We start from the raw sequence: 21224 nt of genomic DNA on the forward strand, positions 1-21224 counted from the left end.
CCCGGATCGAGCTTCGCTTCAGGCAGATCGCGCCAGCCGCCAGCGAACGAGGTCGACGAGCAGGAAGGCCGCGAGGCTGGCGCCGACCAGCGGCAGCGCCAAGCCCAATCCCACAGCGACGGCGACTGCCACCACCCTGCCCGGCCAGCCGAGCCGCAGCCAGGCCTGGACAACCGTGCGCGGCAGCGAGCCCGGCGCAGGCCGCTGCCGCCACCAGATCCGGTAACCGAGCAGCGTCGTCACGATCAGCGCGATGCCGAGCCCGGCCATCAAGAGCTGGTTCGGCCAGCCGAACAGGATGCCCATATGGGCGTCGATACCCCAGCGGATCAGCTTGGCGATCAGCGGGAAGGTCTCGAAATCGGCCCGGCTGACGACCGAGAGATCGCGTGGGTCGAGCGCAACCGTGTCGACCTGCGTCGGCCAGCTCCGGTCGTATTCCCTAACCAACCAGGCCTGCCCCTCAGCCCGAGGCGGCCGCATCTCGACATGCGGGGAATCAATTCCGGCCGCCTTGGCGGCGGAAAGGACCGCATCCAGCTGCTGGACGCTACCGGGAGCAACCGTCCCTACGGCCGGACCATGATCGCTGTGATGGGCATGCGCGTCGGCAGCGGGCGCCGCGCCGAGCTTCAGCGACACCGACGGCGTCACCCAGCCGAGATTGGCCCGCAGCGCATCGATCCGGTCGCCGGCATAGTTCGACCAGGTCAGGCCTGTGATCGACAGGAAGACGAGGCCGAGCGAAAGCGTCAGCCCGATCAGCCCGTGCCAGCGCCGGTCGCGCAGTGCCGGATTGGCGCGCGCCCGCTCGGCCGCCCTGGAATTGCGACGCCAGAACCACATCAGGACGCCGCCCAGAACCACCGCCCAGAGCCAGGACGCAGCCAGCTCGCTGTAATTGCGGCCGAACTCGCCGAGCAGCAGGTTGCGGTGGAGATAGTCGAGCTGCGTCCGGAACGGCAGGATGCCGCTCGTGCCGTAGACGATGAGGCCGCCCTTGATCGCCAGCGAGACCGGGTCGACGAAGATCGCCCGGCTTTCGGAGTCGCCGAGGCCGGGCTGCGCGAACATCACGCGCGTGGTCTGGCCAGCGGTTGGCGCGGGGCGGATGGCGAAGAAGCGGGGCCCCTCGCCGATATGCTTGCGCGCGGCCTCGGTCTGTGCGGCGAGCGTAGCCGGCTCGCCCGTCGTCGCCGCGGTCAGTTGCTCGCGATAGATGATACTCTCGATCTGCGGCGTCAGCACATAGAGCGTGCCGGTCAGCGCCGCGACCAGGATAAACGGGCCGACGAACAGCCCGGCATAGAAGTGTAGCCTCGCGATGAAGGCCTTGAATTCGGACGACAGGGCAAGGGCGCGGCCGGCATCGGCGCGCGTGCGGACATCCGCGTGAGCGGTCATGGCTGGATTTCCCGAGATGGACTTGCCGAAATGCCGCCGGCGCGCTGGCCTGGCGGAGCATTCGGTCATTGCGACGGAAAGCGGCCCGAAGGCCGCTGCGGCGTCAGGCCCGGACGGGCGGTCCTCTTGGACGGGCAGCGAGGCGCTCCTGTCCCGGCAGCGGCCGCCCGGTCAGATCATCGAAACCGACGATCGTGACGCCGGCCTCGACCTCCCCGAGGAGCGCGGGCCGGTCAGGCGGCGCATAAGCTGCACCTATCCAGGCACAGCCGAGCAGGCAGCAGGCCGGCAGATGCGGCGCGGGCTCCTCGCCCGGCAGCGGCACGCCCTCGCCACCCGGCGCGCACAGCGTCAGATGTGCGGCGCGGTCGAGCAGCGCCGGGGCGAGGCTCTGCCCCGAGAGGGCCGCGCCGAACAACCCCTGCAGCACGAGCGCATAGGCCGCGATGATCGCGACCCAGGATCTCGCTCTGATGGACTTGGCTGCGCTCAAGGACAGGCTCCCCGGCACCGTCGATAGCGACGTGCCGGCAAGCTGTCCATCAGCCGAACCGCCGCAGCAGCAGCTACGCCTTGACGTAGACGAACGCCTCCTTGCCGGAGGCCAGCCGGACGCTGATCCGCTTGTAGTCGGCGACCTCGTAGCGGTCGGCGGCCGCAAGTTCCTCGGCGGAGATGGCGAAGACCTTGCCGGGCACGCTGTCGGCCGGATCGTCGCTCGGCGTCACCACCGGATGGAAGCGCTTGCCGCTGGTGCGGATCACCTCGGGATCAGTGATCTCCAGCATGGTCTGGGCAAAGCCCGGCATGGCGTCGTCATGGCCGTCGAGCAGCCGCCCGAACGAGGATAGCTGCACGTTCTCCTGCTGCAGCGTGCCGTAGGAGAACAGAAGGATGCTGCGCTCGCTGGACATGCTCGCTCCGCTTCGACGGCGGCTAGAGTGCCGCCAGCAGCTTTTCGCGCGCCGCGCGCGAGCCGGCAAGGCGCTGCCTTGCCGCAGCCAGGATCGCCTCCGGCGCTTCCTGCGGCGTGCCGGCCTTAAAGGGCGGCTGCGGCGCATATTCCAGTGAAAGCTGGATCAGTTGTGCCTCCTCCTCGCCGAGCAGCTCGGCGATCACGGAGAGCCCGAAATCGATGCCGGAGGTGACGCCGCCCGCCGTGATCAGATTGCCGTCGCGCACGACTCGCCCCTCCGTCGGGATCGCGCCGAACCGCGCCAACAGGTCATGCGCGTTCCAGTGGCTGGTCGCGCGCTTGCCCTTCAGAAGGCCCGCCATCCCGAGCACCAGCGATCCCGTGCAGACCGAGGTGAGATAGCGCACCTGCCCGGCCCGCTCGCGCAGGAAGGCGAGGACAGTCTCGTCATTCAGCAGCGGATTGACCCCGCTGCCGCCCGGCACGCAGAGCACGTCGAGCGGCGGGCACTCGGCAAAGGTCGTGGTCGGCGTCAGCGTCAGCCCGGTCGCGGCCTTGAGCGGCGCAGTATCCTTCCAGATCAGATGGATCTGCGCACCCTTGGCCGAGGCGAAGACCTCATAGGGGCCGGTCAGATCGAGCTGCTGGACCTGCGGAAAGACGAGAATGCCGAAGCTGAGGGACATGGGCGGAACTCCTGATTGACTGACGCAGCCTAGCGCGCCAAGCTCTGGCCGAACTGCCAAGCATCCCTCGCTTCATGCCAAACATGCGCCGTATCGAGATCCTCACCTTTCCCGGCGGGCAATTGCTCGACGTCGCCGGTCCCTTGCAGGTCTTCGCCACCGCCAACGACCTCGCCCACCTCGCCGGCCGGCCCCTTCCCTACGAGACCGCGGTCGTCGCTGCCGAGGGCCGCGTCGTCACCAGCGCAAGACTCGAACTCGGCGCGGCCCCGCTTCCCGAGCCGGATACGCCACTGCATACGCTGGTCATCGCCGGCGGCTATGGTGTCAACGCCGCCTGCCGCGATGAAGCGCTGGTCGATTGGGTCCGGCAGCGCGCCGAGGCAGCGCAGCGTGTCGCCTCGGTTTGCAGCGGCGCTTTCCTGCTGGCGTCGGCGGGGCTGCTCGACGGCAAGCGCGCGGTGACGCATTGGGGCCGCTGCGCCGAATTCCGGGCGATGTTCCCAGCCGTGAAACTGGAACCCGACCCGATCTATGTCCGCGACGGCGACGTCTGGACCTCGGCCGGCGTCACCGCCGGGATCGACCTCGCGCTCGCTCTGGTCGAAGCCGATCTCGGCCGCGAGCCGGCGCTTGCCATCGCCCGCCAGCTCGTCGTCTTCCTCAAGCGCCCCGGCGGTCAGGCGCAGTTCAGTGCGGCGCTGACCTTGCAGGAGAAGGACGAGCGCTTCGACCGCCTGCATGGCTGGATCGTCGAGAACCTGCGCGGCGACCTCTCGCTGGAGCGGCTGGCGGGAGAGGCGAATATGAGCCTGCGCAGCTTCGCCCGGCATTACCGCCAGGCGACCGGCCGCACCCCGGCCCGCGCCGTCGAGGAGATCAGGATCGAGACGGCGCGCCGCCTGCTCGAACAAGGGCTCTCCGTCGCCCAGGCCGGCCGCCGCTGCGGCTTCGGTTCCGAGGAGACGCTGCGCCGCGCCTTTCTGCGCCGGCTCGGAGCCGGTCCTCAGGCCTATCGCGACAGGTTCGCGGGGTAGGCCAGCGACATCAGCCCGCCCCCGTGGCCTTGGCCTATGAGGCCTTGCCGGCGTCGAACAGATGCTGCCAGGCCTCGTAGAGGTCTTCGCCCTCGTCGCGGACGCGGACATGGGTCAGTTGCATCGCGCGCTGCTCGGCCGGCCGGCTCAATTCGACATAGCCGCGCTCGGCAGAGAGATCGTAAGGAGCCCCGTCCTCGTTGGAATAGGCGTAGTAGACGCGGGAAACGCCGGACAGATACATGGCCGAGCAGCACATCGAGCAGGGAGAGCCGCTGGCATAGACCACGGCGCCGCTCAGATCCGTCGTCCCGAGCGCCTTGGCGGCGGCCCGCACGGCCTGCATCTCGGCATGGGCGCTGGGGTCGCACAGGCTCTCGACCTGGTTGGCGGCGCGCGCGACGACCTTGCCGTCCTTGACCAGGACCGCGCCGAACGGCCAGGTCCGGCGCTCCCGGACATTCTCCATCCCGAGCCTGATGGAATCGACAAGGTGCATTTCGATTTCAGCGCTTGACATTTTCGTTCCCGTACATCTCATAGCATTGATTTAATTGAATAAATCACAGATTTTCTCTAGGGAACGAACAGGCTTGCGGTCAACGTGAGCGAAAGAAAAACTCCTTGTACCTATCGTGACGGCTTCAGCGCCCAGCTCCGGACCCGGGCTATGATCCACGGCCGCAGCCGTGAAGCGGACACCAACATGCTGGGCGCCGCGTCTCGTCGAGACGATCGCGGACGCGCCGGATCAGCCGCCCTCGAGCTGAACGTCTTTACAGCGCCAATTCCATCAACCGCTCGCCATTGGCACGGGTCTCACCCGTATCCTGAAACCCCCGCGCCAGATAGAAGCCGTGCGGCCCGCCATCGCCGGGCACATAGCTCAGCCGGGCGAGCTTGTATCCCTGCGCCGGAAGGCCCTCCAGCCAGAGCGCGATCGCTTCGTGCCCATAGCCTTTGCCCTGGTGACGCCCGTCGATCATGAAGCGCCAGAGAAAGCTGCTCGCGCCATCGTCCTCCGGCCGCCACATGATGAAGCCGACCGGCTCCTCACTGGCATAGATCGCCCGGAATACCGCGTCCGGATTGAAATGGGCCTGCGCGATCGAGACCGCATTGGGCGCGACGAAACCGCTTTGCGCCGCATGCAGCCCGAGATCGCAGATGGTTCGCACGGTTTCGGCCGTGATCTCCCGTAATGTGACGACAGGCGTAGTCAAGCGGTCAGCCTCACTTCTCCAGGAACGCCTTCACTGTCGCTTCCGCCTGCTTCATCGAGATCACGCCGTCGAGATGGCCACGCGTGCCCTGGATGGTCACATGGGTCACGTCACGCCCGGCCTTCTTCGCCTCGGCGACGGTGCGCTGGATCATCTCGTCGGGGAAGACCAGGTCCTTGGGCTGGTTGACGATCAGGAGCGGCGCCTTGATCCGGCTCATTGCATCCGCGAGCGACTTGCCGCCGGCGGCATAGAGCTGGTTGGCCTTGACCAGATAGAGGAAATGGTTGGCGTCCGAGACCTTGGCACGCGCCTCGCCGGCATTGTCCAAAATGCTCTGGACCTGGAACTTGTTGCCGAGCGCCTTGGCCGGATCCTCGCCCTCCTTGGCCGGACGACGGCCGAAGGTGCCGTTGGTCCAGTCGCCATGATTTGCCTGCAGCGTCACCACGGTCAGCGCCTTGGCGAGACCGGCATTGGGCGGCGTCTTGCCGTAGTAATCGCCCTTGTTCCAGTTCGGATCGACCAGGATCGGCGCCGCCCAGACGTCGAGCCAGGCAATGAGCTGGGCGTCAGCCTCGGCCGCGCCGATCACCGCCATCGCCTTGCCGACCAGGTCGGGATAGCTCGCTGCCCATTCATAGGTCTGCAGCGCGCCCATCGAGGGGCCGGCGACCATGACGAGCTTCTTGATTCCAAGACTCTCGACCAAGGCTTTCTGGACGTTGACGAAATCGCCGATGGTCACGACCGGGAAATCGAGCGCGTAGGGCTTGCTGGTATCCGGATCGATCGAGGCCGGGCCGGTGGTCGTAACCTTCGGGTCGCCGGTGTTGAGGTTCACCAGCGTGTCGGAGGACAGGACGAAATACTTGCTGGTGTCGATCGCCTTGCCCGGACCGATGATCGCGTCCCAGTAGCCGGGCGCCGCGTCGGCGGCAGCATATTTGCCGGCGGCGTGCGAATTGGCCGAGAAGAAATGGCAGATCAGGATCGCATTGGATTTGTCGGCGTTGAGCGTGCCGTAGCTCTCCCAGCCGACCTTGACGTTCTTCAGTGTACGCCCGCCTTGCGTGGTGTAGCTCGGCAGCTCGAAGACCTTCTTCTCGACGATCAGATCCTGCGCCTCAGCCATTCCCGTCACCATCACGCCAACGACACCAAGCACTCCTGCGATCCAAGCCTTCATGCCGCACTCCTCCGCTCCGGCCGTCGCACGGCCTTGAGACGGATCAGAGCGGATTTGTCCGGCTAACGGAAGAGGGCTTCTTCCTTCTCCCCTTCGGGGGAGAAGGTGGCAGCGCGCAGCGCTAACGGATGAGGGAAGGATGGCCTCAGCCTATCTCCCTCCCACCCAGTCGCACCGCCCTCATCCCCCTGCCGGGACCTTCTCCCCCGAGGGGAGAAGGAGGCGCACTCACAGCGTCTCCAGCAGGCCCTTGATCAGGGCCCGGCGCGGCGCGATCGAGGAGATCAGCGCGTATTCCTGCAAGGTGTGGGCGCCGTCGCCGTCGATGCCGAGGCCGTCCAGCGTCGGGATGCCGAGCGCCGCGGTGAAGTTGCCGTCCGAGCCGCCGCCGGTCATCGGGCAGTCCTGCAGCTCGAAGCCGATCTTGGCCGCCACCGCCCGCGCCTGCTCGTAGAGCGCCGCGACCTCTGCCGACTTCTCGTAAGGAGGCCGGTTCATGCCGCCGGTGATCGTCAGCTTCACATCCGGATCATGGGTTTTCAGCCCGAGGATGCGTTCTTCCATGGCGACGCCGTCGGCCACCGTGGTGACGCGGCAATCGACGCTGAACCATGCATGCTGGGGAATGACGTTTGCCGCGGTGCCGCCGCCGACCAGCGCCACCGTCGTGGTGATGCCGCGCGAATAATCGGTCATGCCCTCGATCGCGAGGATCTGGTGCGCCGCCTCGCGGATGGCGTTGCGGCCATCGGCATGGCGCGAGCCGGAATGCGCCGGTCGCCCTTCCAGCTTGACCTCGAAACGGCCGACGCCCTTGCGCGCCGTGACGATCTTGCCGCCCTCGCGCGCCGGCTCGGTCACCAGCACCGCCATCGCCTCGCGGCCGATATCCTCGATCAGGGTGCGCGAGGTCGGCGAGCCGATCTCCTCGTCGGGCGTGAACAGGAAAACCAGCGGCCGCTGCACCGCGCCGGACCTGGCCGCATCCTTGAAGGCCTGCAGGGCGAGCCAGGCACCGCCCTTCATGTCGTAGACGCCAGGGCCGTAGAGCCGGTCGCCCTCGACGCGGACGGCCAAGTCCTTGGCGCTGGTCCCGACCGGATGGACGGTGTCGAGATGCGACATCAAGGCGATCGCCTTCTCGCCGTTCCGGACACCGGCACGCAGGATCAGGTTGTCGCCGAGCCCGTCGCGGCCGGGAACGCGCTCGACGGCGATCGGCAGGCCTTCGACCTCCCTTGCGACAAGGTCCATCATGCCGTTGACGCCGGGCACGTGATGGGTGGGGCTCTCCAGCGCTACCCAGACGGTAAGCGCGGGGACGGCGGGATCGTGAATGGTCATGATGGGGAGGGTTTTCGCAGGAAAGCGTGGCGATAACGGGACATTGGCCGATTTGGAGTCTTTGTCCATGGTGAAACGCGCCTAGCAGCCCTGCGGGGGCGGCGTTTCAGAATTTTTTCGACGCGGTGTCGGCAGCGCCGATCCTCGTCCGTCCTCGACGCAGACCCGCCGAGGATCAGACGATGCGCCTGCCTGCCGCCCCTGCCACAGCCATACTGCCGGCCCTGCCCCGGTTGCGCGGCCTCGTGGCGGCGCTCGCCGGCTTCGCCGCGGTCCTCATGCTCGCGCTCCTTGCCGACCAGGCCCTGCGCGCGATCGGCCTGCCGCCGCCGGCAGCCCAGCTGATGCCGGAGCTCGGCCGCCAGGCGCTCGTCACCTGGCTCCGAGCAGGCTGCCTTCTGATTAGCGGCCTCCTCGCGCGAGCCGCGTTCGCTAGACGCGCTTGACGTTCCAGAAGGTCGGGAAGCTCGGCAGCACGCCTGTAAGCTTGCGATTGAAGGCCGTCGGCTGAAAATACTGGCCGAGCGGCGCATAGGGCACGTCCTCGAAGGCCTGCTTCTGCAGTTCAGCGGCAAGCTTCTGCTTGGTCGCCAGGTCGGAGGCATCCATCCAGGCCTCGCGCAACGCCTCGATCTTCGGCGCGATCGGCCAGCCCGGCCAGGCCGCCGCGCCATTTCCGCGCAGCGAGATGTGGCCGACCGGATCGAGGATGTCGATGCCGTTCCAGCCGGTGAAGAAGCAGTTCCAGCCGCCTTGTGCCGGGGGGTCCTTCTTGGCACGGCGCGTCACTACCGTCCCCCAGTCCATCACCTGATAGTCGACGTTCATGCCGATGCGTTTCAGCATCTCGCCCGCGACCTCGCACTCGGCCTTGAGGTTGGCGAGATCGGTGACGCCGAGCAGCACGACCTTCTCGCCGTTGTAGCCGGCAGCAGCCAGTGCCTGCTTGACCTTGGCGATGTCGCGCGGGCCATTCAGCACCTCCATACCGGCATCGTTGGCCATCGGCGTGCCGGGCGGAAAGACGCCAACACCAGTGCGCCACAGCGCCTTGTCCGGTCCGCCGACCGCCTCCATGAACTCAGCCTGGTCGATCGCCAGCAGCATTGCGCGGCGGATCGCCGGATTGTCGAAAGGCGGATGCAGGTGGTTCATCCGCATGATCGCGATGGCGCCGGTCGTCTCCTTGACCACGACCTCGAGCTTCGGATCCTTCGCCAGCAGCGGCAGGATGTCCGGCAGCGGCTGTTCGACCCAGTCGATCTCGCCGCTCTGCAAGGCAGCCGCCGCCGTCGCGGGGTCCGGCAAGGTATGCCATTCGACCCGCTCGACATGGGCGATCTTCGGCCCTGCCGTGCGCCCGGGGATGCCGTCGCTGCGTGGCACGTAACCCGCGAACTTCTCGTAGACCGCCCGGCTCCCGGACTGGCGTTCGCTGGCGATGAAGCGGAACGGGCCGCTGCCGATGACTTCGGTGACCTGGGTCGCCGCATCGGTCAGGGCCAGCCGCTCCGGCATGATCACCGGCACCGAGGCCGTCATCTTGGCGAGCGCGTCGGGTAGCAGCGGGAACGGCTTCTTCAGCCGGAAGCGCAAAGTCCTGTCGTCGACCGCGGCGAGTTCATCGGTCTGCGCCATCAGCGTCTGGCCGAAGGAGTCACGCTTGCCCCAGCGGTTCAGGCTGGCGACGCAATCCCTGGCCAGCACCGGCGTGCCGTCATGGAATGTCAGGCCGTCGCGCAGCTTGATCGTCCAGCTCTTGCCGTCAGTCTCGGCGAGCGCGCCTTCGGCCATTTGCGGCTGCGCCTTGTAGCTCTCGTCCTGCCCGAACAGCGTGTCATAGGCGAGGAAGGCGTGGTTGCGGGTGACGGTGGCCGTGGTCCAGATCGGATCGACGACGGCAAGATCGCCCTGCGGCACGAACTTGATGACGTTCTTGTCGGCCCCACGGCCGATATTGGGTTTGCTGACCGCGATTGCGGCAGCCGTGCCTGCGATGAATGCGCGACGTGTCGGCATTTCAAGCTCCCTGGAGCCCGTTCCGATCAGCTTGCACCGCGAGCCGATCGGCAAACGGTCTCCAAACTAAAAGGAAGAGACGGATTCACCGATCAGGTTGGAACAACCTGATCGGATCCGGCTCTGCAACAGGGCGTCGATCCGGGATGGTGAAGCCCTGGCGATACGGCGGGCTGCAGGCAACCAGCATGCCAGCGGCCGGTCAAGCCGGTGCCTGCTCACCCGGATCGTTCAGGCCGCGTCGCGCAGGTCGCCGAGATCGAGCTCGATCAGGAAATTCGGATCGGCTTCGACCAGCAATGCCAGGGCCGCATCGTCGGCGAGCGAATCCGCCAGCGCCCGTGCTTCGTCGCGGGCCGCCTCAGCATCGAGTCGGCGCAGGAGGGCCATCAGCGCATTGGCCCCGGGCCCTTCCAGGCCCTCACAGGCGATCAGCACCTCCGCCAGCAGGTCACGGTCAATACCGCCCCTGCCGTGCAAACCGGGCCCCGCTTGCTTCAACGCTTCCACGGCGGCGGCGAAGGCCGGCAACAGCGCCTCCGGCATCGCTGCCTTGCGATAGAGCGCCTTGAGGCCGGCCCCGCGCCGATCCCAGAGCAGCGCCCGCACCCGCTTCAGCGGCAAGTCGGACAGCGCCGCAAAAGCGGATTCGGCCAGAGCCGGCTCGCCGCTCAGCAGCGAACGCAGGATCACGCCCGGCGTCAGGCGGCCATTTTCACGCAGGCAGTCGACGATCGCCGGGGCATCGCTCGCCTCACCGCCGGCCGCGAGCGCGACCGCGACCCGCTCGGTCGATTCGCGGGCGAGCCGGGCACTACGCTCCTCGGTCAGCCAACCGCACCCTGAGACGAAGGCGGCGAGCGCATCGGAAACCTTGGCGGCGATCGCCTGGCGCAAGCCCGGCGGCAGATCGCCACGCGCCAGCATCGCCTCGCGCACCGCCCCTGCCTCGCCCTCGCGCTCGAAGATGCGCTCCAGCGAGAAATCGGGAATCTCGGCGGTCGGGTTGGCGAGCAGCGCAACCAGCGCCTCCTCGCAGCCGACCTCGGCCAAGGCAGCGCAGATGCCGGGCGACAGCCAGGACCGCTGCGCAATCGCGCGCTGTGCGAGGTCGTCGCCGATCGCGGCGGCATCGACGAGGTCGGCCTCGGTCAGCACCGGCGACTGCGCCAGCAGGAGGGCGGCGATGTCGCTCTGCTCGGCAATCAGCCCCAGCACCAGATTGCGCGGGGCCTGCGGTGCGGCAGCGAGTTCCTCGGCCAACGCACGGCGGACCAATGGCGAGGGGTCGTCGATCAGCGCGATCAGCGCCGTCTCGGCCTCGCGTCTGTCCTCGGGCGACATCGCCGAGCGCAGATAGGCGCCCGCCAGCGCGGCAGCGCCCTTCGCCCGCGCCTCGGCGGGGGCGGTGCGGGCCCAGAGCAGGAAGCGACGGACGATCATCCGCGCCTCCCATGGAGCATGAACTGGCTGAGATCGAGCGGCCCGCGCCGCGGCTTGCGGGGCGTGGCAACTTCGCTGGAGGCGGTCTGCGTATCCGCCACGGCGAGATCACGCGGCCGCGACGGCGGCAGCGGCGCGCTGATGCTGGTCGAAGCGGTCGTGCCGCTCGCGCTGTCTGTCTTGGCGGCCTTACCGGCGGATGAGGCTTCGCCTTCGCTCGCCGTGGCATTCACACGCGGGAAATAGCGGGTCGCCGGATCGTCGTCGGTCGTACGGGACGTGCCGTTGCTACGCGGCGTGGTCCAGAGATTGGCGACGGCCTTCGAGACCGGCGCACGCGATCCCTCGGTCGAGAACAGGCCGATCAGCCCCCTCGCCCGATCCGGCGCCAGCGCCGCGGCGATCGGCGCGACCGGCGGCTCGGCGGCATAGGCCGCGGCAGTCGTGGCCGCTCCAGTCGGCTTGGCCTGCGCCAGCATGGCGCCGGTCGTCGCTGCGACCTGGGTGTTGGCATGGCTGGCGGCGAGCAATCCGTAGACCTCCTGGGCGCTGCGAGCCCGACCGGCCTTGTCGTAGAAGATCGAGCGATTCGCCGCGGCCGCCTCCGGAAAATCGCGGGCGGCGGCACGCGTCGGGTCATTCCCGGCCGTGCGGATCAGGTCGGTCGCGCCACGCGCACCCAGCACATGCGCCATATAGAGTTCGCCGGCCTGCGGCTGGCGCCCGAGCGCCTGACCGAGCTGCTCGGCATTCTTCTGCGTCAGCGCGCCCGCCATCACGGTTGCGACCTGCGGATCGGTCCGCAACTGCAGGATTTTCTCGCGCAGCGCCGGGTCCGACACGGTCAGGCGGCCGCTGCCGTCCTCGCTGATCGCGCCGGCATAGTTGGCCATGCCCTGCTTCGGCCCTTCCTGGCGCATGATCGACAGCCAGGTCTGCTCGATGAACTGGAACAGGCCGGTCGCGCTCGAGGTGCGCGCTTTCGCATCCGGCTCCAGCGAGGATTCGCGTTGCGCGGTCTTCAGGAGATAGTCGAAGCCGACACCGGTCTTGTCCGCGCCCTGCTTGATCGCGCTGACGACAGGATTGGCGGACGTTGTCTCACGGGTGCTCGGCGTGCTGAAAAGGAACATTGGGTCACTCGGGCCGCTGCCGTTCCAGGCGGACCGGAGCACCCGCAGAGACTGGACCGATTATGGTAAGCGAACCGTTAAAACGGCCGTTTGCCGACCCCGGCCCGAAACCGAAAAAGAGCCACAGGAGCAAGACGATGGCGGAAGCGGCGCGGCATAAGCGGGGTGGGCTCTACTTCGAGGATTTCGAGATCGGCGTCTCGATCGAGCATCGGCTGACCCGCACGGTCACGCAGATGGACAACATGCTGTTCTCCAACATGACGCTGAATCCGCAGCCCCTGCACATCGACGCGCATTTCTGCGCGACCGAGACCGAATGGGGCAAGCCGCTGATGAACTCGCTGTTCACGCTCGGGCTGATGATCGGCATCTCCGTCAACGACACCACAGTCGGCACGACGATCGGCAATCTCGGCATGACCGACGTCACCTTCCCGGCCCCGCTTTTCGAGGGCGACACGGTGAACTGCGTCACCGAGATCGTCGCCAAGCGCGAATCGAAGTCGCGGCCGGACGCCGGCATCGTCGACTTCCATCACCGCGCCTACAAGCAGGACGGCACCTTGGTGGCGCAGTGCCGCCGCCAGGCCTTCATGAAGAAGCGCCCGGTCGGAGGGCAGGCCTGATGCGCTCGCTGCTTTTCGTTCCCGCCGACAATCAGAAGAAACTGCAGAAGGGCCTGGAGAGCGGCGCCGACGCGCTGATCCTCGACCTCGAGGATTCGGTCGCGCTCGACGCCAAGCCGGCGGCGCGCGACCTCGCCCGCGACTTCCTCAAGGAGGTGAATACCCGCGCCAAGCGCCCGCGCCTGATCGTGCGCGTCAACGCACTGACGACAGGCATGACCGAGGCCGATCTCGATGTCGTCATGCAGGGCAGTCCGGACGCGATCATGCTGCCAAAATCCGAAGGCGGCCCCGACCTCAGCCATCTCGCCGCCCATATCGCGGTCCGCGAGGCCGAATATGATCTGCCCGACGGCGGGACCAAGATCATCGCGATCGCCACCGAGACCGGCAAGGGCATCTTCGGCCTCGGCAGCTATGCCGGCGCCAGCCACCGGCTCTCCGGCCTGACCTGGGGGGCCGAGGATCTTTCGGCCGATCTCGGCGCCGAGACCAATCGGCTCGAGGACGGCAGCTATGCCGACCCGTACCGGATCGCACGCTCGCTCCTGCTCTTTGCGGCTTCTGCGGCGCAGGTCGACGCGATCGACACCGTCTTCACCGCCTTCCGCGACGAGGCGGCCTTGCGCGCCGAATGCATTGCCGCACGCCGCGACGGCTTCACCGGCAAGATGGCGATCCATCCGGCACAGGTGCCTGTCATCAACGAGGTCTTCTCGCCCTCGCCCGAAGCGGTCGCCCGGGCAGAGGCGATCATCAAGCTCTTCGACGAGAACCCCGGCCTCGGTGTGGTCGGGCTCGACGGCGAGATGCTCGACCGGCCGCACCTGCTGCGCGCCCGCCGCTTGAAGGCGCGCGCGCAGAAGTTGGGCTGAACAGCATCAGGCATCGGACTCGGCGCAGGCGACCGCTGCGCCGGCCTGCGCCGGGCGCTTGGCACCACCGAAGATCAGGACGCTGATCGCAGCCAGGACACCAGCGCCGATGCCGCCATAGAGCATCACCCAGCCAAAGCCCTGCACCAACGCCGCATGCGCTCCGGCACCGGACGGGTCGTGCAGCGCCAGCACCGGATAGACCTCGTGCAGCGAGCCGAGATTGCCGGCGGCGATCGACGAAGCCAGCGCCTGCAATTGCGAGCGATCGAAGGCGGTCGCAACGGCATCCGGCAAAGACCGCCTGATGCCTTCGACCAGGATCAGCCCCATCACCGCGATGTTGATCGCGAGCGCGATCAGCCGCGCGCTGATGTCGATGCCTGACGCCATGCCCGCGCGGTCGCTCGGAACCGAGCCCGTGGTCGTATTGGTCACGGCCGGATTGGTCAGGCCGAGACCGATTCCGGCCAGCAGGGCGCCAGGCAGCAGGGCCATCCAGCTCGCCTGGGCAAGGCCCCTGCCGAACCACATCGCGATGAAACCGGCGCCGATCGTGAGCATCCCCAGGGGAATGACGACCTGCGGGCCATGACGCCGCAACAAATGGTCGGACACGGGCGGCATCAGCATGAACGGCACGGTGTAGGCCAGCAGCAGGAGCCCGGCGGCCTCGCTCCCGAGGCCGAGCCCGCTCTGGAAGTAGATCGGCAGATAGATGATGAACGGCCAGTAGCTGAAATTCATGCCGATGCAGCCGATGATCGCGCCGCTGAAGCGGCGGATCCGGAATACGGAGAAGTCGAACATCGGCTGCGCGGCACGCCGCTCCACCACCAGGAAGGCGAGGAAGCTGGCAAGAGCCAGGCCGGCGAGGCCGAGCGCCGTAGCTGTCCCCAGTTCGGCGCCCTGCGTGATGACATAGGAGAAGCCGAAGACCGCCAGGGTCAGCGTGACGATGCCGGCGACGTCGAGCGTCTTCGCCTGCGGATCACGCGATTCGCGGATACCGATCGCAGCGGGCACCAGTGCCAGGACGGTCAGCGGGACATGGATCAGGAAGACCCACTGCCAGCCGGCCAGGCTCGCGATCACGCCGCCGATCACCGGGCCGAAGCCGAGCCCGACGCCGGTGACGACGCCCCAGATGGTGAAGGCCCTGCCCCGCTCGCGCCCGTCCGGAAACTGGTGCGAGATGATGGCGACGGCGCAGGTGAGCATGGCGCCGCCCGCCATGCCTTGCAGGAACCGGCCGGCGATCAGGATCGCGGCGCTCTGCGCCAGCCCGCAGATCAGCGACGTCACGCCGAAGGCCGCGGTCGTCGCGATGAAGACGCGCTTGCGGCCATAGCGGTCGGCGAGCGTGCCCGTCGCCATCAGCACCGCCGTGCAAGCGATCGTGTAAGCGTTCATGATCCATTGCAGCGCCTTGAAATCGGCCGACAGGACCGCTTCCAGCGTCGGCAGGATGACCGGCACGCTGGAGATCTCGAGGCCGAACATCAGCGTCGCGAGGCAGGCGCCGGCCAGGGCCAAGGCATTTCGTGAGGATGGAGATATCGCCATGACGAGACCTTTCGGGTTCGATCCACATCGCTCGGGACCGAGGAAGGCCCCTCGTCTAGGGGCAGCTTTGGCATGATAGAAATGATTTAATTTCTCAGGTTTCAGTATCTGTGATAATAAATCCCGGTCATGGATTTTGCTCCCGAACTGTTGCGCGCGCTCGTCGCCGTCGCCGAAGCCGGCGGGTTCACCCGCGCGGCAGAACGCCTGCACCTGACGCAATCGGCTGTCAGCCACCAGATCCGCAGGCTGGAGGAGCAGATCGGCGCGCCGCTCTTCATTCGGACCACCCGCAAGCTGGCGCTGACCGAGGATGGCGAAGAGTTCCTGCGCCATGCCAGGCAGATTTTGCAGGCGCACGCCGCCTTGAGCCAGCGCTTCCAGGCATCCACCCTCGCCGGCGCGATCCGGTTCGGCGTGCCGGAGAACTTCCTGGGCGATGAGCTGCCGCACTTGCTGAGCCGCTTCGCCCGCGCCTTCCCGGCCGTGCGCCTGGAAGCCTCGGTCAGCCTCTGCCAAGACTTCAGCGCCAGGATCGAGAGCGGCGAGCTCGACCTCGCGGTGGCGATGCGCCGAGCCGGCGAAACTGGCGGGACCGTGCTGCGACGGTCGCGCTATGTCTGGGCCGCGGCCGAGGATTTCACGGTTCCGCCCGGCTCGTCGCTGCCGCTGGCGCTGTCGAATCCGCCCTGTCTGTGCCGAACCGTCGCCATCGAGGCCCTGGCCGACTCCGGTGTCGAATGGCATATCGGCTTCACATCGGCCAATCTGCACGGGCTGCGGGCGGCGATGCTGGCTGGACTCGGCGCTTCGATCATCGCTCATGACGAGCTCGAGCCGGGCATGAAAGTTCTCGCGCCGAGCTACGGCCTGCCGCCGCTCCCCGATCTGGAATTCGCGCTGATCTGGTCCGCCAACGGCAAGATGCCTTGCTCCCGCGAACTCGGCCGGCTGATCGCCGACGCCGCAAGACGTCTCGGTGGCCCCGTGCTGAATCGACCAGCGCAGCGCAGGACACTCGCTGAGACGCAGGCTTAGCCGAAGGCACCAACCGATTCGACTGATTCGGGTTTTCCGGCTTCCCAGAAGAGCGACGCGGCTATTCGGACTGGCACGCGCTCACCTGATCTGCCGGCATTGATGCCGCGCCGCGCTCGCCAGGCACTCCTGCGCCTTCTTGGCGGCGTCGAGCTCGCGCAGCAGCCAGAACCCCGCCCCGACCATCACCAGCACGGCGATGATCGCAAGCAGGTTCACGGTCATGCGCCATTGCTCGTCCGGCTCCTCGTCCTGGCGCCGGACCATGGCGCTCAGCCCCCGGCCGGCCGGACGATCGAGAACAACTCGCTGACCTCGGCATAGTCGTTGTAGCCGCAGCGCGCGATCGGATTGGCCTTGGCCGTGTCGAAGCGGCCGTCATGGACGAAGGCCTCGCCGACATAGGCTGCGACGACCTGGCCGAGCACCATCCAGCGCGGCACGTCGTTGCCGTCGATATCCTTGAGCTGCTGGATCGAGAGCAGCTTGCATTCGAGCGCCGCGGGGCTGGCAGCGACCCGCGGTGGCTTGACGATGCGCGAGGGCGCCATCTCCAGCCCGGCATGGGCGTATTCGCTTGTCCCGCGTGGCAGCGGCGCTGAGGTCAGGTTCATCTGCTGGTCGAGCGCCTTGCTTACCAGGCTGCAGGTGAACTCGCCGGTCTCCTCGATGAAGGCGACTGCATCCTTCTTGTTCTCCGAGGAGAACATCACGATGTTCGGCCGCGACGAGATCGCATTGAAGAAGCTGTAGGGCGAGAGATTGACCTCGCCCTTGGCGTTCACCGCGCTGATCCAGCCGATCGGCCGTGGCGTCACGATCGCCTTGAACGGATCGTGCCTGAAGTCGAGATCGCGCCCCTCATCGGTGTAGTACATCGCGCTCACGCCTCGAACCGGCTGACGATGGCGGCAAGATCCGGCCGCTCGCGGTCGGCCGGGCGGCCATCCGCCTTGCCGAGATGGACAAAGCCGGCAATGCGCTCGTCCGGCTCGAGCCCGAAGGCATCGAGCACCTTGCGATCGAAGGCGAACCAGTTGGTCAGCCAGGAGCCGTTGAAGCCGAGTGCCTCGGCAGCGATCAGCATGTTCATGCAGACGGCGCCAGCCGAGAGCTCCTGCTCCCATTCCGGGATCTTCTCGTGCTTGCGGGCCCGCGAGACCACGGCGATCACCACTGGAGCGTGGAGCAGGCGCTTGCGCTCGAAGGCGACCTTGTCATCGTCCGCTTGCGGATTGCGCTCCCTGAAGACATCCGCGACGATCTCGGCTGCCTTGTCCTTGGCGGGCCCGGAGAAGACGATGAAGCGCCAGGGTGCGAGCTTGCCATGGTCCGGCACGCGCGCCGCGACGGTCAGGATCTCACGGAGCTGCGCATCGTCCGGCCCCGGAGCGGTGAGAAATTGCGGTGGCACCGAGCGACGGAGCTTGAGCAGGGAGAGCGTGTCGGTCATGAACGATCCGGAAGATGGCGCAGCGACGGGGATGATGGTTCCCAGTTAAGGTTTCGCCATGATGAGGACAAGCGAACCTGCTCCTTCCCCGGTGCAAGGATGATGACGGCGCAGCGCATGTTTCAACGCGACGAGTTCCAGACGGTGGCGGTTCCCATGAAGGCGGCGCGTACGGCCATCGCTGTGCTGATGGTGTCGGTGATCGCCGCTCTCCCCACCCTCGCCCAGACGCCAGGTGCGACGCCCTCGGCCACGACGCCCGGCTCGCCTCCGCCGGATATCGTCCCCGCCATCCGCCCCGGCCAGGCGATGCTCAGCCTCAGCGCCCAGTTCTCCGGTAACCGCAAGCCGGTCCGCTCCGGACTGGTCTGGCGCGTGTTGAGCGAATCCGCCGACGGCTCGCCGCCCAAGATCATCGCCCGCTCCAGCGCGGCCGAGCCCAGCTTCCCGCTCGATCCGGGCATCTATCTGCTTCACGCCGCCTATGGCTTCGCCAGCGCGACCAAGCGCGTCACGCTCGGCTCGCAGGGACTGACCGATCGGCTCAGCATCAGCGCGGGCGGGCTCTCGCTTGCCGGCTCGATCGGCGAGACGCCGATCGCGCCCAACCTGCTGAACTTCTCGGTGTTCGTGCCGCTGCAGGGCAATTCGGAAGGCCGGCTGGTGGCGTCGAACGTCAAGTCCGGCGAGCTGATCCGCCTGCCCGAGGGCACCTATCACATCGTCTCGACCTATGGCGATTCGAACGCGATCCAGCGCTCCGACGTCAGGGTCGAATCCGGCCAGGTTACCCAGGCGACCCTGCATCACCGCGCTGCGCAGGTGACCTTGAAGCTGGTCGCCGGTCCCGGCGGCGAGGCCTTCGCCGGCACCGCCTTCAGCGTGCTCACCCCGGGCGGCGACGTGATCCGCGAGGCGATCGGCGCCTTCCCGCAGGTGATCCTGTCCGAGGGCGACTATGTGCTGATCGCCCGGCAGGAGGGCCAGGTTTTCTCGCGCGATTTCAAGGTCGAGGCCGGACGCGACCGCGACATCGAGGTGATCGCGCGCTGAGGCGCGCTCAGGAGCTCAATTGGTGGGCTTGCCCGGCCCACCGCCCTCGCCAAGCTCGGCGACGATCCCGTCGGCGAGGCGGATGGCGAGGCAGCGATAGCCGGCCTCGACCACCTGCAGCCCGTCCATGCCGACGATCTCCTCCTCGCTGAACTGCTTCGAGCCCGACCAGTTCTTCATCATCGCGTAGCGCGGGAAGAGCGGCACGCCGCTCTCGCTCGCCGTCTTGGCCAGAACGGCGCGGTAATCGTCGTACTTGGGATAGCGGCCCTCGCGCGGCAGCCACGGCATGTCCATCAGCACGAGGTCGATCCCGGCCTCCTGCAGCTTGTGAGTGCCCTTGCGCAGGATCTTGGCGAGCTTCTCCTCGCCGATATCGCGGATGGCATCGTTCACCGCCGTCTGCCAGATCACCAGCGCCGGCTTCTCCGGGATGACCTCAGCCTCAAGCCGCAGATACATCTCATAAGCCGACTGGCCGCCGACGCCGAGATTGAGCACCTTGACCTCGCGCCCGGGCAGGCGCCGGCGCAACTCGGCTTCGAGCACCGCAGGATAGCTGCGATCGGCGTCGCTCGCCCCCGTGCCCGCCGTCGTCGACGAGCCCAGAGCGACGACGGTGAGCCGGTTGGTCTCGGCCAGACTACGCTTGGAGGCTACCAATGTCGGCTTGAACGGGTGCTGGGCCGCCCCGGCCCGGCAGCGCCCATCCACCATCTGAGCGAGCGGCTTGGGCCCGGCAGTGGCCGGCAAAGCCGACGCCAGGAGCAGAAGGACAGCGCTCAGGCCGTAGCGGCCTGCTCGCGCGGGGCGCTGGCGGCGCGTGCCGTAAGCGTCTTGTACCACGACAGAAACGTTCCTAGCCCGAGCAGGATGGTAATCCCGCCCAGCGTCACGAGCAACTGGACCCAAAGGGTGAAGGAGGTCTCCGCAAGGATGATCTGCCCGGCGATCGCCAGGACTATGCCGGCGCAGAACACTTCGAGCGAATGCCGCCCGAGCGCAGCCAGCCGCCGGCCGGCCAGTCCAGTCAGAATGCGCGCATCGGGCCGCAGGAAGCGCAGCACCAGCCAGGCCAGCGCCGCCAGATGCGCGACGCGCGGCCAGGCGAGGTTGGTCTTGTCGGTGCCGATCTGCAGGCTGTCGATCCAGTCGTTCATGAGCGCGATGCCGAACGGATTGCCCGAGGAGAGCTTCACCATCGCAGCGAACAGGACGACGACGATGGCCGCAGCGTCGACGAGGCGCAGCTTCGGCACGCCGGCGCCGACGAGTCCGAAGCGACCGATGACGACGCCGAGCGTGAACAGCATCTGCCAGGCGAAGGGATTGAAGAACCAGCCGCCTTCGCCCGGATGGTTCGGCAAATTGAATCCGGCATGGGTGGCGCCCTGCCAGATCGCGACGGAGACAGCGACCGCCGCCAGCGGGCTGGTTCGGGCGGTGACGTAGATCAGCGGGAAGGCCGCCAGCAGCACGATGTAGAGCGGCAGGATATCGAGATAATAGGGCTGGTAGACCAGCCCGAGCGCATTGACGATCGCCGCCGGCGTGTCGCTGAAGAAGGGCTGGATGTTGATCGCCTCGACGTAGAGCGCGTTCTGGGTGCGCACCACCGCCGTCGCGACGATGCCGCAGACCAGCACGAACAGCGCCAGATGGGCGATGTAGAGCGTCCAGATCCGCGCGCCGACCTTGAGCGAGCCGACGAGGAGCCCGCGCTGGTCGATCAGGCGGCCATAGGCGAAGGTGGCTGAAACGCCGGCCAGCAGCACGAAGATGTCGGCCGCATCCGAGAAGCCGTAATTATGCGGCATCCCGGCCGAGACGATGTTGCCCGGCATGTGATTGACGAAGATCACCAGCAGGATCAGGCCGCGGATCACGTCGATGCGCAGGTCGCGGCCGGGCGAGGCCGCATCGCGGGGCCCTTTTCCGAACAGCATCAGGCGCCAGAATCCGCTCACGTCACCACCGCATCCACCAGCACGGCCTGTGAGGCGGCCGCACATTCGTTCATCTGCTGTTCATCTTAACATTGTGTTGCGAGCATGGCTCCGCGGCCAGGGTTCACAACCCTGTGCATCAACGTGACGAGAAAGCTTTGGTTCGGCGGTGGCTGCGCATGCAGCAAAGCAATCCGCCAGCGGCCTCAACGGCCTGTGACGGATCGCATCACTATTGAACGAGTGATCACATGAGCTCAGTGGGTAGCC

General features: G+C 67.2%; 23 protein-coding genes. 6 read left to right on the plus strand and 17 right to left on the minus strand.

Going from position 1 to position 21224, the window contains the following annotated elements:
* Nucleotides 1-18: 18 nt before the first annotated feature.
* From GV161_RS27280 to GV161_RS27295, 4 genes are all read right to left on the minus strand, one after another.
* Complete coding sequence (locus tag GV161_RS27280) at nucleotides 19-1404, minus strand: PepSY-associated TM helix domain-containing protein (protein WP_152013941.1); 1386 nt, start codon at nucleotides 1402-1404, stop codon at nucleotides 19-21.
* A 103-nt stretch (nucleotides 1405-1507) separates the two neighbouring features.
* A complete protein-coding gene (locus GV161_RS27285; RefSeq protein ID WP_152013940.1) occupies nucleotides 1508-1897 on the minus strand; it encodes a hypothetical protein in 390 nt (129 codons plus the stop codon).
* Nucleotides 1898-1970: 73 nt separating this feature from the next.
* Nucleotides 1971-2318 carry a gamma-glutamylcyclotransferase family protein gene (locus GV161_RS27290; RefSeq protein WP_152013939.1) on the minus strand — a complete coding sequence of 116 codons (348 nt, stop codon included), beginning with the start codon at nucleotides 2316-2318 and terminating at the stop codon, nucleotides 1971-1973.
* A gap of 22 nt (nucleotides 2319-2340) precedes the next feature.
* Entirely contained in the window at nucleotides 2341-3006 is a 666-nt protein-coding gene (locus GV161_RS27295) for a DJ-1/PfpI family protein (protein ID WP_152013938.1), read from the minus strand.
* An 83-nt stretch (nucleotides 3007-3089) separates the two neighbouring features.
* Between GV161_RS27295 and GV161_RS27300 the strand changes: the two genes are divergently transcribed.
* On the plus strand, nucleotides 3090-4043 hold the full coding sequence (locus GV161_RS27300; RefSeq protein ID WP_152013984.1) for a GlxA family transcriptional regulator: 954 nt from the start codon (nucleotides 3090-3092) through the stop codon (nucleotides 4041-4043).
* Nucleotides 4044-4077: 34 nt separating this feature from the next.
* Here the strand turns inward: GV161_RS27300 and GV161_RS27305 are convergent, their stop codons facing one another.
* From GV161_RS27305 to GV161_RS27320, 4 genes are all read right to left on the minus strand, one after another.
* Nucleotides 4078-4563 (minus strand): nucleoside deaminase, encoded by a 486-nt coding sequence (locus GV161_RS27305; RefSeq protein ID WP_152013937.1) that lies wholly within the window; start codon nucleotides 4561-4563, stop codon nucleotides 4078-4080.
* A gap of 256 nt (nucleotides 4564-4819) precedes the next feature.
* Nucleotides 4820-5266: a GNAT family N-acetyltransferase gene (locus GV161_RS27310; RefSeq protein ID WP_152013936.1), complete on the minus strand. Its 447-nt coding sequence runs from the start codon at nucleotides 5264-5266 to the stop codon at nucleotides 4820-4822.
* A gap of 10 nt (nucleotides 5267-5276) precedes the next feature.
* Nucleotides 5277-6455: a homoserine O-acetyltransferase gene (locus GV161_RS27315; protein WP_152013935.1), complete on the minus strand. Its 1179-nt coding sequence runs from the start codon at nucleotides 6453-6455 to the stop codon at nucleotides 5277-5279.
* Nucleotides 6456-6683: 228 nt separating this feature from the next.
* Nucleotides 6684-7799, minus strand: a complete 1116-nt coding sequence (locus GV161_RS27320) for a M20 family metallopeptidase (protein WP_152013934.1) — start codon at nucleotides 7797-7799, stop codon at nucleotides 6684-6686.
* Nucleotides 7800-7981: 182 nt separating this feature from the next.
* Here GV161_RS27320 and GV161_RS27325 point away from each other — a divergent pair, with 182 nt between their 5' ends.
* Nucleotides 7982-8245, plus strand: coding sequence for a hypothetical protein (locus tag GV161_RS27325; RefSeq protein WP_152013933.1), 264 nt, complete (start codon nucleotides 7982-7984; stop codon nucleotides 8243-8245).
* Here GV161_RS27325 and GV161_RS27330 read toward each other — a convergent pair.
* The 3 genes from GV161_RS27330 to GV161_RS27340 form a co-directional block, all read right to left on the minus strand.
* Nucleotides 8232-9818, minus strand: a complete 1587-nt coding sequence (locus GV161_RS27330) for an ABC transporter substrate-binding protein (RefSeq protein ID WP_152013932.1) — start codon at nucleotides 9816-9818, stop codon at nucleotides 8232-8234. The two genes, GV161_RS27325 and GV161_RS27330, sit on opposite strands and share 14 nt — an antisense overlap.
* Before the next feature lie 231 nt (nucleotides 9819-10049).
* A complete protein-coding gene (locus tag GV161_RS27335; protein WP_152013931.1) occupies nucleotides 10050-11261 on the minus strand; it encodes a DUF2336 domain-containing protein in 1212 nt (403 codons plus the stop codon).
* Nucleotides 11258-12394: a transglycosylase SLT domain-containing protein gene (locus tag GV161_RS27340; protein ID WP_152013930.1), complete on the minus strand. Its 1137-nt coding sequence runs from the start codon at nucleotides 12392-12394 to the stop codon at nucleotides 11258-11260. Before GV161_RS27340 ends, GV161_RS27335 begins: the two co-directional genes overlap by 4 nt.
* A gap of 137 nt (nucleotides 12395-12531) precedes the next feature.
* Here GV161_RS27340 and GV161_RS27345 point away from each other — a divergent pair, with 137 nt between their 5' ends.
* Nucleotides 12532-13023 (plus strand): MaoC family dehydratase, encoded by a 492-nt coding sequence (locus GV161_RS27345; RefSeq protein WP_152013929.1) that lies wholly within the window; start codon nucleotides 12532-12534, stop codon nucleotides 13021-13023.
* Entirely contained in the window at nucleotides 13023-13898 is an 876-nt protein-coding gene (locus tag GV161_RS27350) for a CoA ester lyase (RefSeq protein ID WP_152013928.1), read from the plus strand. The genes GV161_RS27345 and GV161_RS27350 overlap by 1 nt, the downstream gene beginning before the upstream one ends.
* 6 nt (nucleotides 13899-13904) lie before the next feature.
* On the opposite strand, the gene GV161_RS27355 is transcribed toward GV161_RS27350, so the two are convergent.
* Nucleotides 13905-15464 (minus strand): MFS transporter, encoded by a 1560-nt coding sequence (locus GV161_RS27355; protein WP_152013927.1) that lies wholly within the window; start codon nucleotides 15462-15464, stop codon nucleotides 13905-13907.
* A 129-nt stretch (nucleotides 15465-15593) separates the two neighbouring features.
* On the opposite strand from GV161_RS27355, the gene GV161_RS27360 reads away from it, so the two are divergent.
* Nucleotides 15594-16502 carry a LysR family transcriptional regulator gene (locus GV161_RS27360; protein WP_152013926.1) on the plus strand — a complete coding sequence of 303 codons (909 nt, stop codon included), beginning with the start codon at nucleotides 15594-15596 and terminating at the stop codon, nucleotides 16500-16502.
* Nucleotides 16503-16583: 81 nt separating this feature from the next.
* On the opposite strand, the gene GV161_RS27365 is transcribed toward GV161_RS27360, so the two are convergent.
* The 3 genes from GV161_RS27365 to GV161_RS27375 are packed head-to-tail and all read right to left on the minus strand — an operon-like array spanning nucleotide 16584 to nucleotide 17955.
* Nucleotides 16584-16769 (minus strand): hypothetical protein, encoded by a 186-nt coding sequence (locus GV161_RS27365; protein ID WP_152013925.1) that lies wholly within the window; start codon nucleotides 16767-16769, stop codon nucleotides 16584-16586.
* Nucleotides 16770-16774: 5 nt separating this feature from the next.
* Nucleotides 16775-17380 carry a flavin reductase family protein gene (locus GV161_RS27370; RefSeq protein WP_152013924.1) on the minus strand — a complete coding sequence of 202 codons (606 nt, stop codon included), beginning with the start codon at nucleotides 17378-17380 and terminating at the stop codon, nucleotides 16775-16777.
* A 5-nt stretch (nucleotides 17381-17385) separates the two neighbouring features.
* Nucleotides 17386-17955: a nitroreductase gene (locus GV161_RS27375; protein ID WP_152013923.1), complete on the minus strand. Its 570-nt coding sequence runs from the start codon at nucleotides 17953-17955 to the stop codon at nucleotides 17386-17388.
* Between the two features lie 117 nt (nucleotides 17956-18072).
* On the opposite strand from GV161_RS27375, the gene GV161_RS27380 reads away from it, so the two are divergent.
* Nucleotides 18073-19008 carry a hypothetical protein gene (locus tag GV161_RS27380; protein WP_244624009.1) on the plus strand — a complete coding sequence of 312 codons (936 nt, stop codon included), beginning with the start codon at nucleotides 18073-18075 and terminating at the stop codon, nucleotides 19006-19008.
* A 15-nt stretch (nucleotides 19009-19023) separates the two neighbouring features.
* Here the strand turns inward: GV161_RS27380 and GV161_RS27385 are convergent, their stop codons facing one another.
* Together GV161_RS27385 and GV161_RS27390 are read right to left on the minus strand one after the other, a co-directional pair.
* On the minus strand, nucleotides 19024-19854 hold the full coding sequence (locus GV161_RS27385; RefSeq protein WP_244665375.1) for a GDSL-type esterase/lipase family protein: 831 nt from the start codon (nucleotides 19852-19854) through the stop codon (nucleotides 19024-19026).
* Nucleotides 19791-20975, minus strand: a complete 1185-nt coding sequence (locus GV161_RS27390; protein WP_159650458.1) for an OpgC domain-containing protein — start codon at nucleotides 20973-20975, stop codon at nucleotides 19791-19793. The genes GV161_RS27385 and GV161_RS27390 overlap by 64 nt, the downstream gene beginning before the upstream one ends.
* Between the last annotated feature and the right edge of the window lie 249 nt (nucleotides 20976-21224).

This window comes from Bosea sp. 29B (genome assembly GCF_902506165.1).
GTDB lineage: Bacteria > Pseudomonadota > Alphaproteobacteria > Rhizobiales > Beijerinckiaceae > Allobosea.

What these genes read in the sequence shown, in the direction of transcription:
- GV161_RS27280 (WP_152013941.1), bottom strand. Translation starts at nt 1,404, where the DNA reads ATGACCGCTCACGCGGATGTCCGCACGCGCGCCGATGCCGGCCGCGCC.
- GV161_RS27290 (WP_152013939.1), bottom strand. Translation starts at nt 2,318, where the DNA reads ATGTCCAGCGAGCGCAGCATCCTTCTGTTCTCCTACGGCACGCTGCAG.
- GV161_RS27295 (WP_152013938.1), bottom strand. Translation starts at nt 3,006, where the DNA reads ATGTCCCTCAGCTTCGGCATTCTCGTCTTTCCGCAGGTCCAGCAGCTC.
- GV161_RS27300 (WP_152013984.1), top strand. Translation starts at nt 3,090, where the DNA reads ATGCGCCGTATCGAGATCCTCACCTTTCCCGGCGGGCAATTGCTCGAC.
- GV161_RS27305 (WP_152013937.1), bottom strand. Translation starts at nt 4,563, where the DNA reads ATGTCAAGCGCTGAAATCGAAATGCACCTTGTCGATTCCATCAGGCTC.
- GV161_RS27315 (WP_152013935.1), bottom strand. Translation starts at nt 6,455, where the DNA reads ATGAAGGCTTGGATCGCAGGAGTGCTTGGTGTCGTTGGCGTGATGGTG.
- GV161_RS27320 (WP_152013934.1), bottom strand. Translation starts at nt 7,799, where the DNA reads ATGACCATTCACGATCCCGCCGTCCCCGCGCTTACCGTCTGGGTAGCG.
- GV161_RS27325 (WP_152013933.1), top strand. Translation starts at nt 7,982, where the DNA reads ATGCGCCTGCCTGCCGCCCCTGCCACAGCCATACTGCCGGCCCTGCCC.
- GV161_RS27330 (WP_152013932.1), bottom strand. Translation starts at nt 9,818, where the DNA reads ATGCCGACACGTCGCGCATTCATCGCAGGCACGGCTGCCGCAATCGCG.
- GV161_RS27335 (WP_152013931.1), bottom strand. Translation starts at nt 11,261, where the DNA reads ATGATCGTCCGTCGCTTCCTGCTCTGGGCCCGCACCGCCCCCGCCGAG.
- GV161_RS27340 (WP_152013930.1), bottom strand. Translation starts at nt 12,394, where the DNA reads ATGTTCCTTTTCAGCACGCCGAGCACCCGTGAGACAACGTCCGCCAAT.
- GV161_RS27345 (WP_152013929.1), top strand. Translation starts at nt 12,532, where the DNA reads ATGGCGGAAGCGGCGCGGCATAAGCGGGGTGGGCTCTACTTCGAGGAT.
- GV161_RS27350 (WP_152013928.1), top strand. Translation starts at nt 13,023, where the DNA reads ATGCGCTCGCTGCTTTTCGTTCCCGCCGACAATCAGAAGAAACTGCAG.
- GV161_RS27355 (WP_152013927.1), bottom strand. Translation starts at nt 15,464, where the DNA reads ATGGCGATATCTCCATCCTCACGAAATGCCTTGGCCCTGGCCGGCGCC.
- GV161_RS27360 (WP_152013926.1), top strand. Translation starts at nt 15,594, where the DNA reads ATGGATTTTGCTCCCGAACTGTTGCGCGCGCTCGTCGCCGTCGCCGAA.
- GV161_RS27365 (WP_152013925.1), bottom strand. Translation starts at nt 16,769, where the DNA reads ATGGTCCGGCGCCAGGACGAGGAGCCGGACGAGCAATGGCGCATGACC.
- GV161_RS27370 (WP_152013924.1), bottom strand. Translation starts at nt 17,380, where the DNA reads ATGTACTACACCGATGAGGGGCGCGATCTCGACTTCAGGCACGATCCG.
- GV161_RS27375 (WP_152013923.1), bottom strand. Translation starts at nt 17,955, where the DNA reads ATGACCGACACGCTCTCCCTGCTCAAGCTCCGTCGCTCGGTGCCACCG.
- GV161_RS27380 (WP_244624009.1), top strand. Translation starts at nt 18,073, where the DNA reads ATGTTTCAACGCGACGAGTTCCAGACGGTGGCGGTTCCCATGAAGGCG.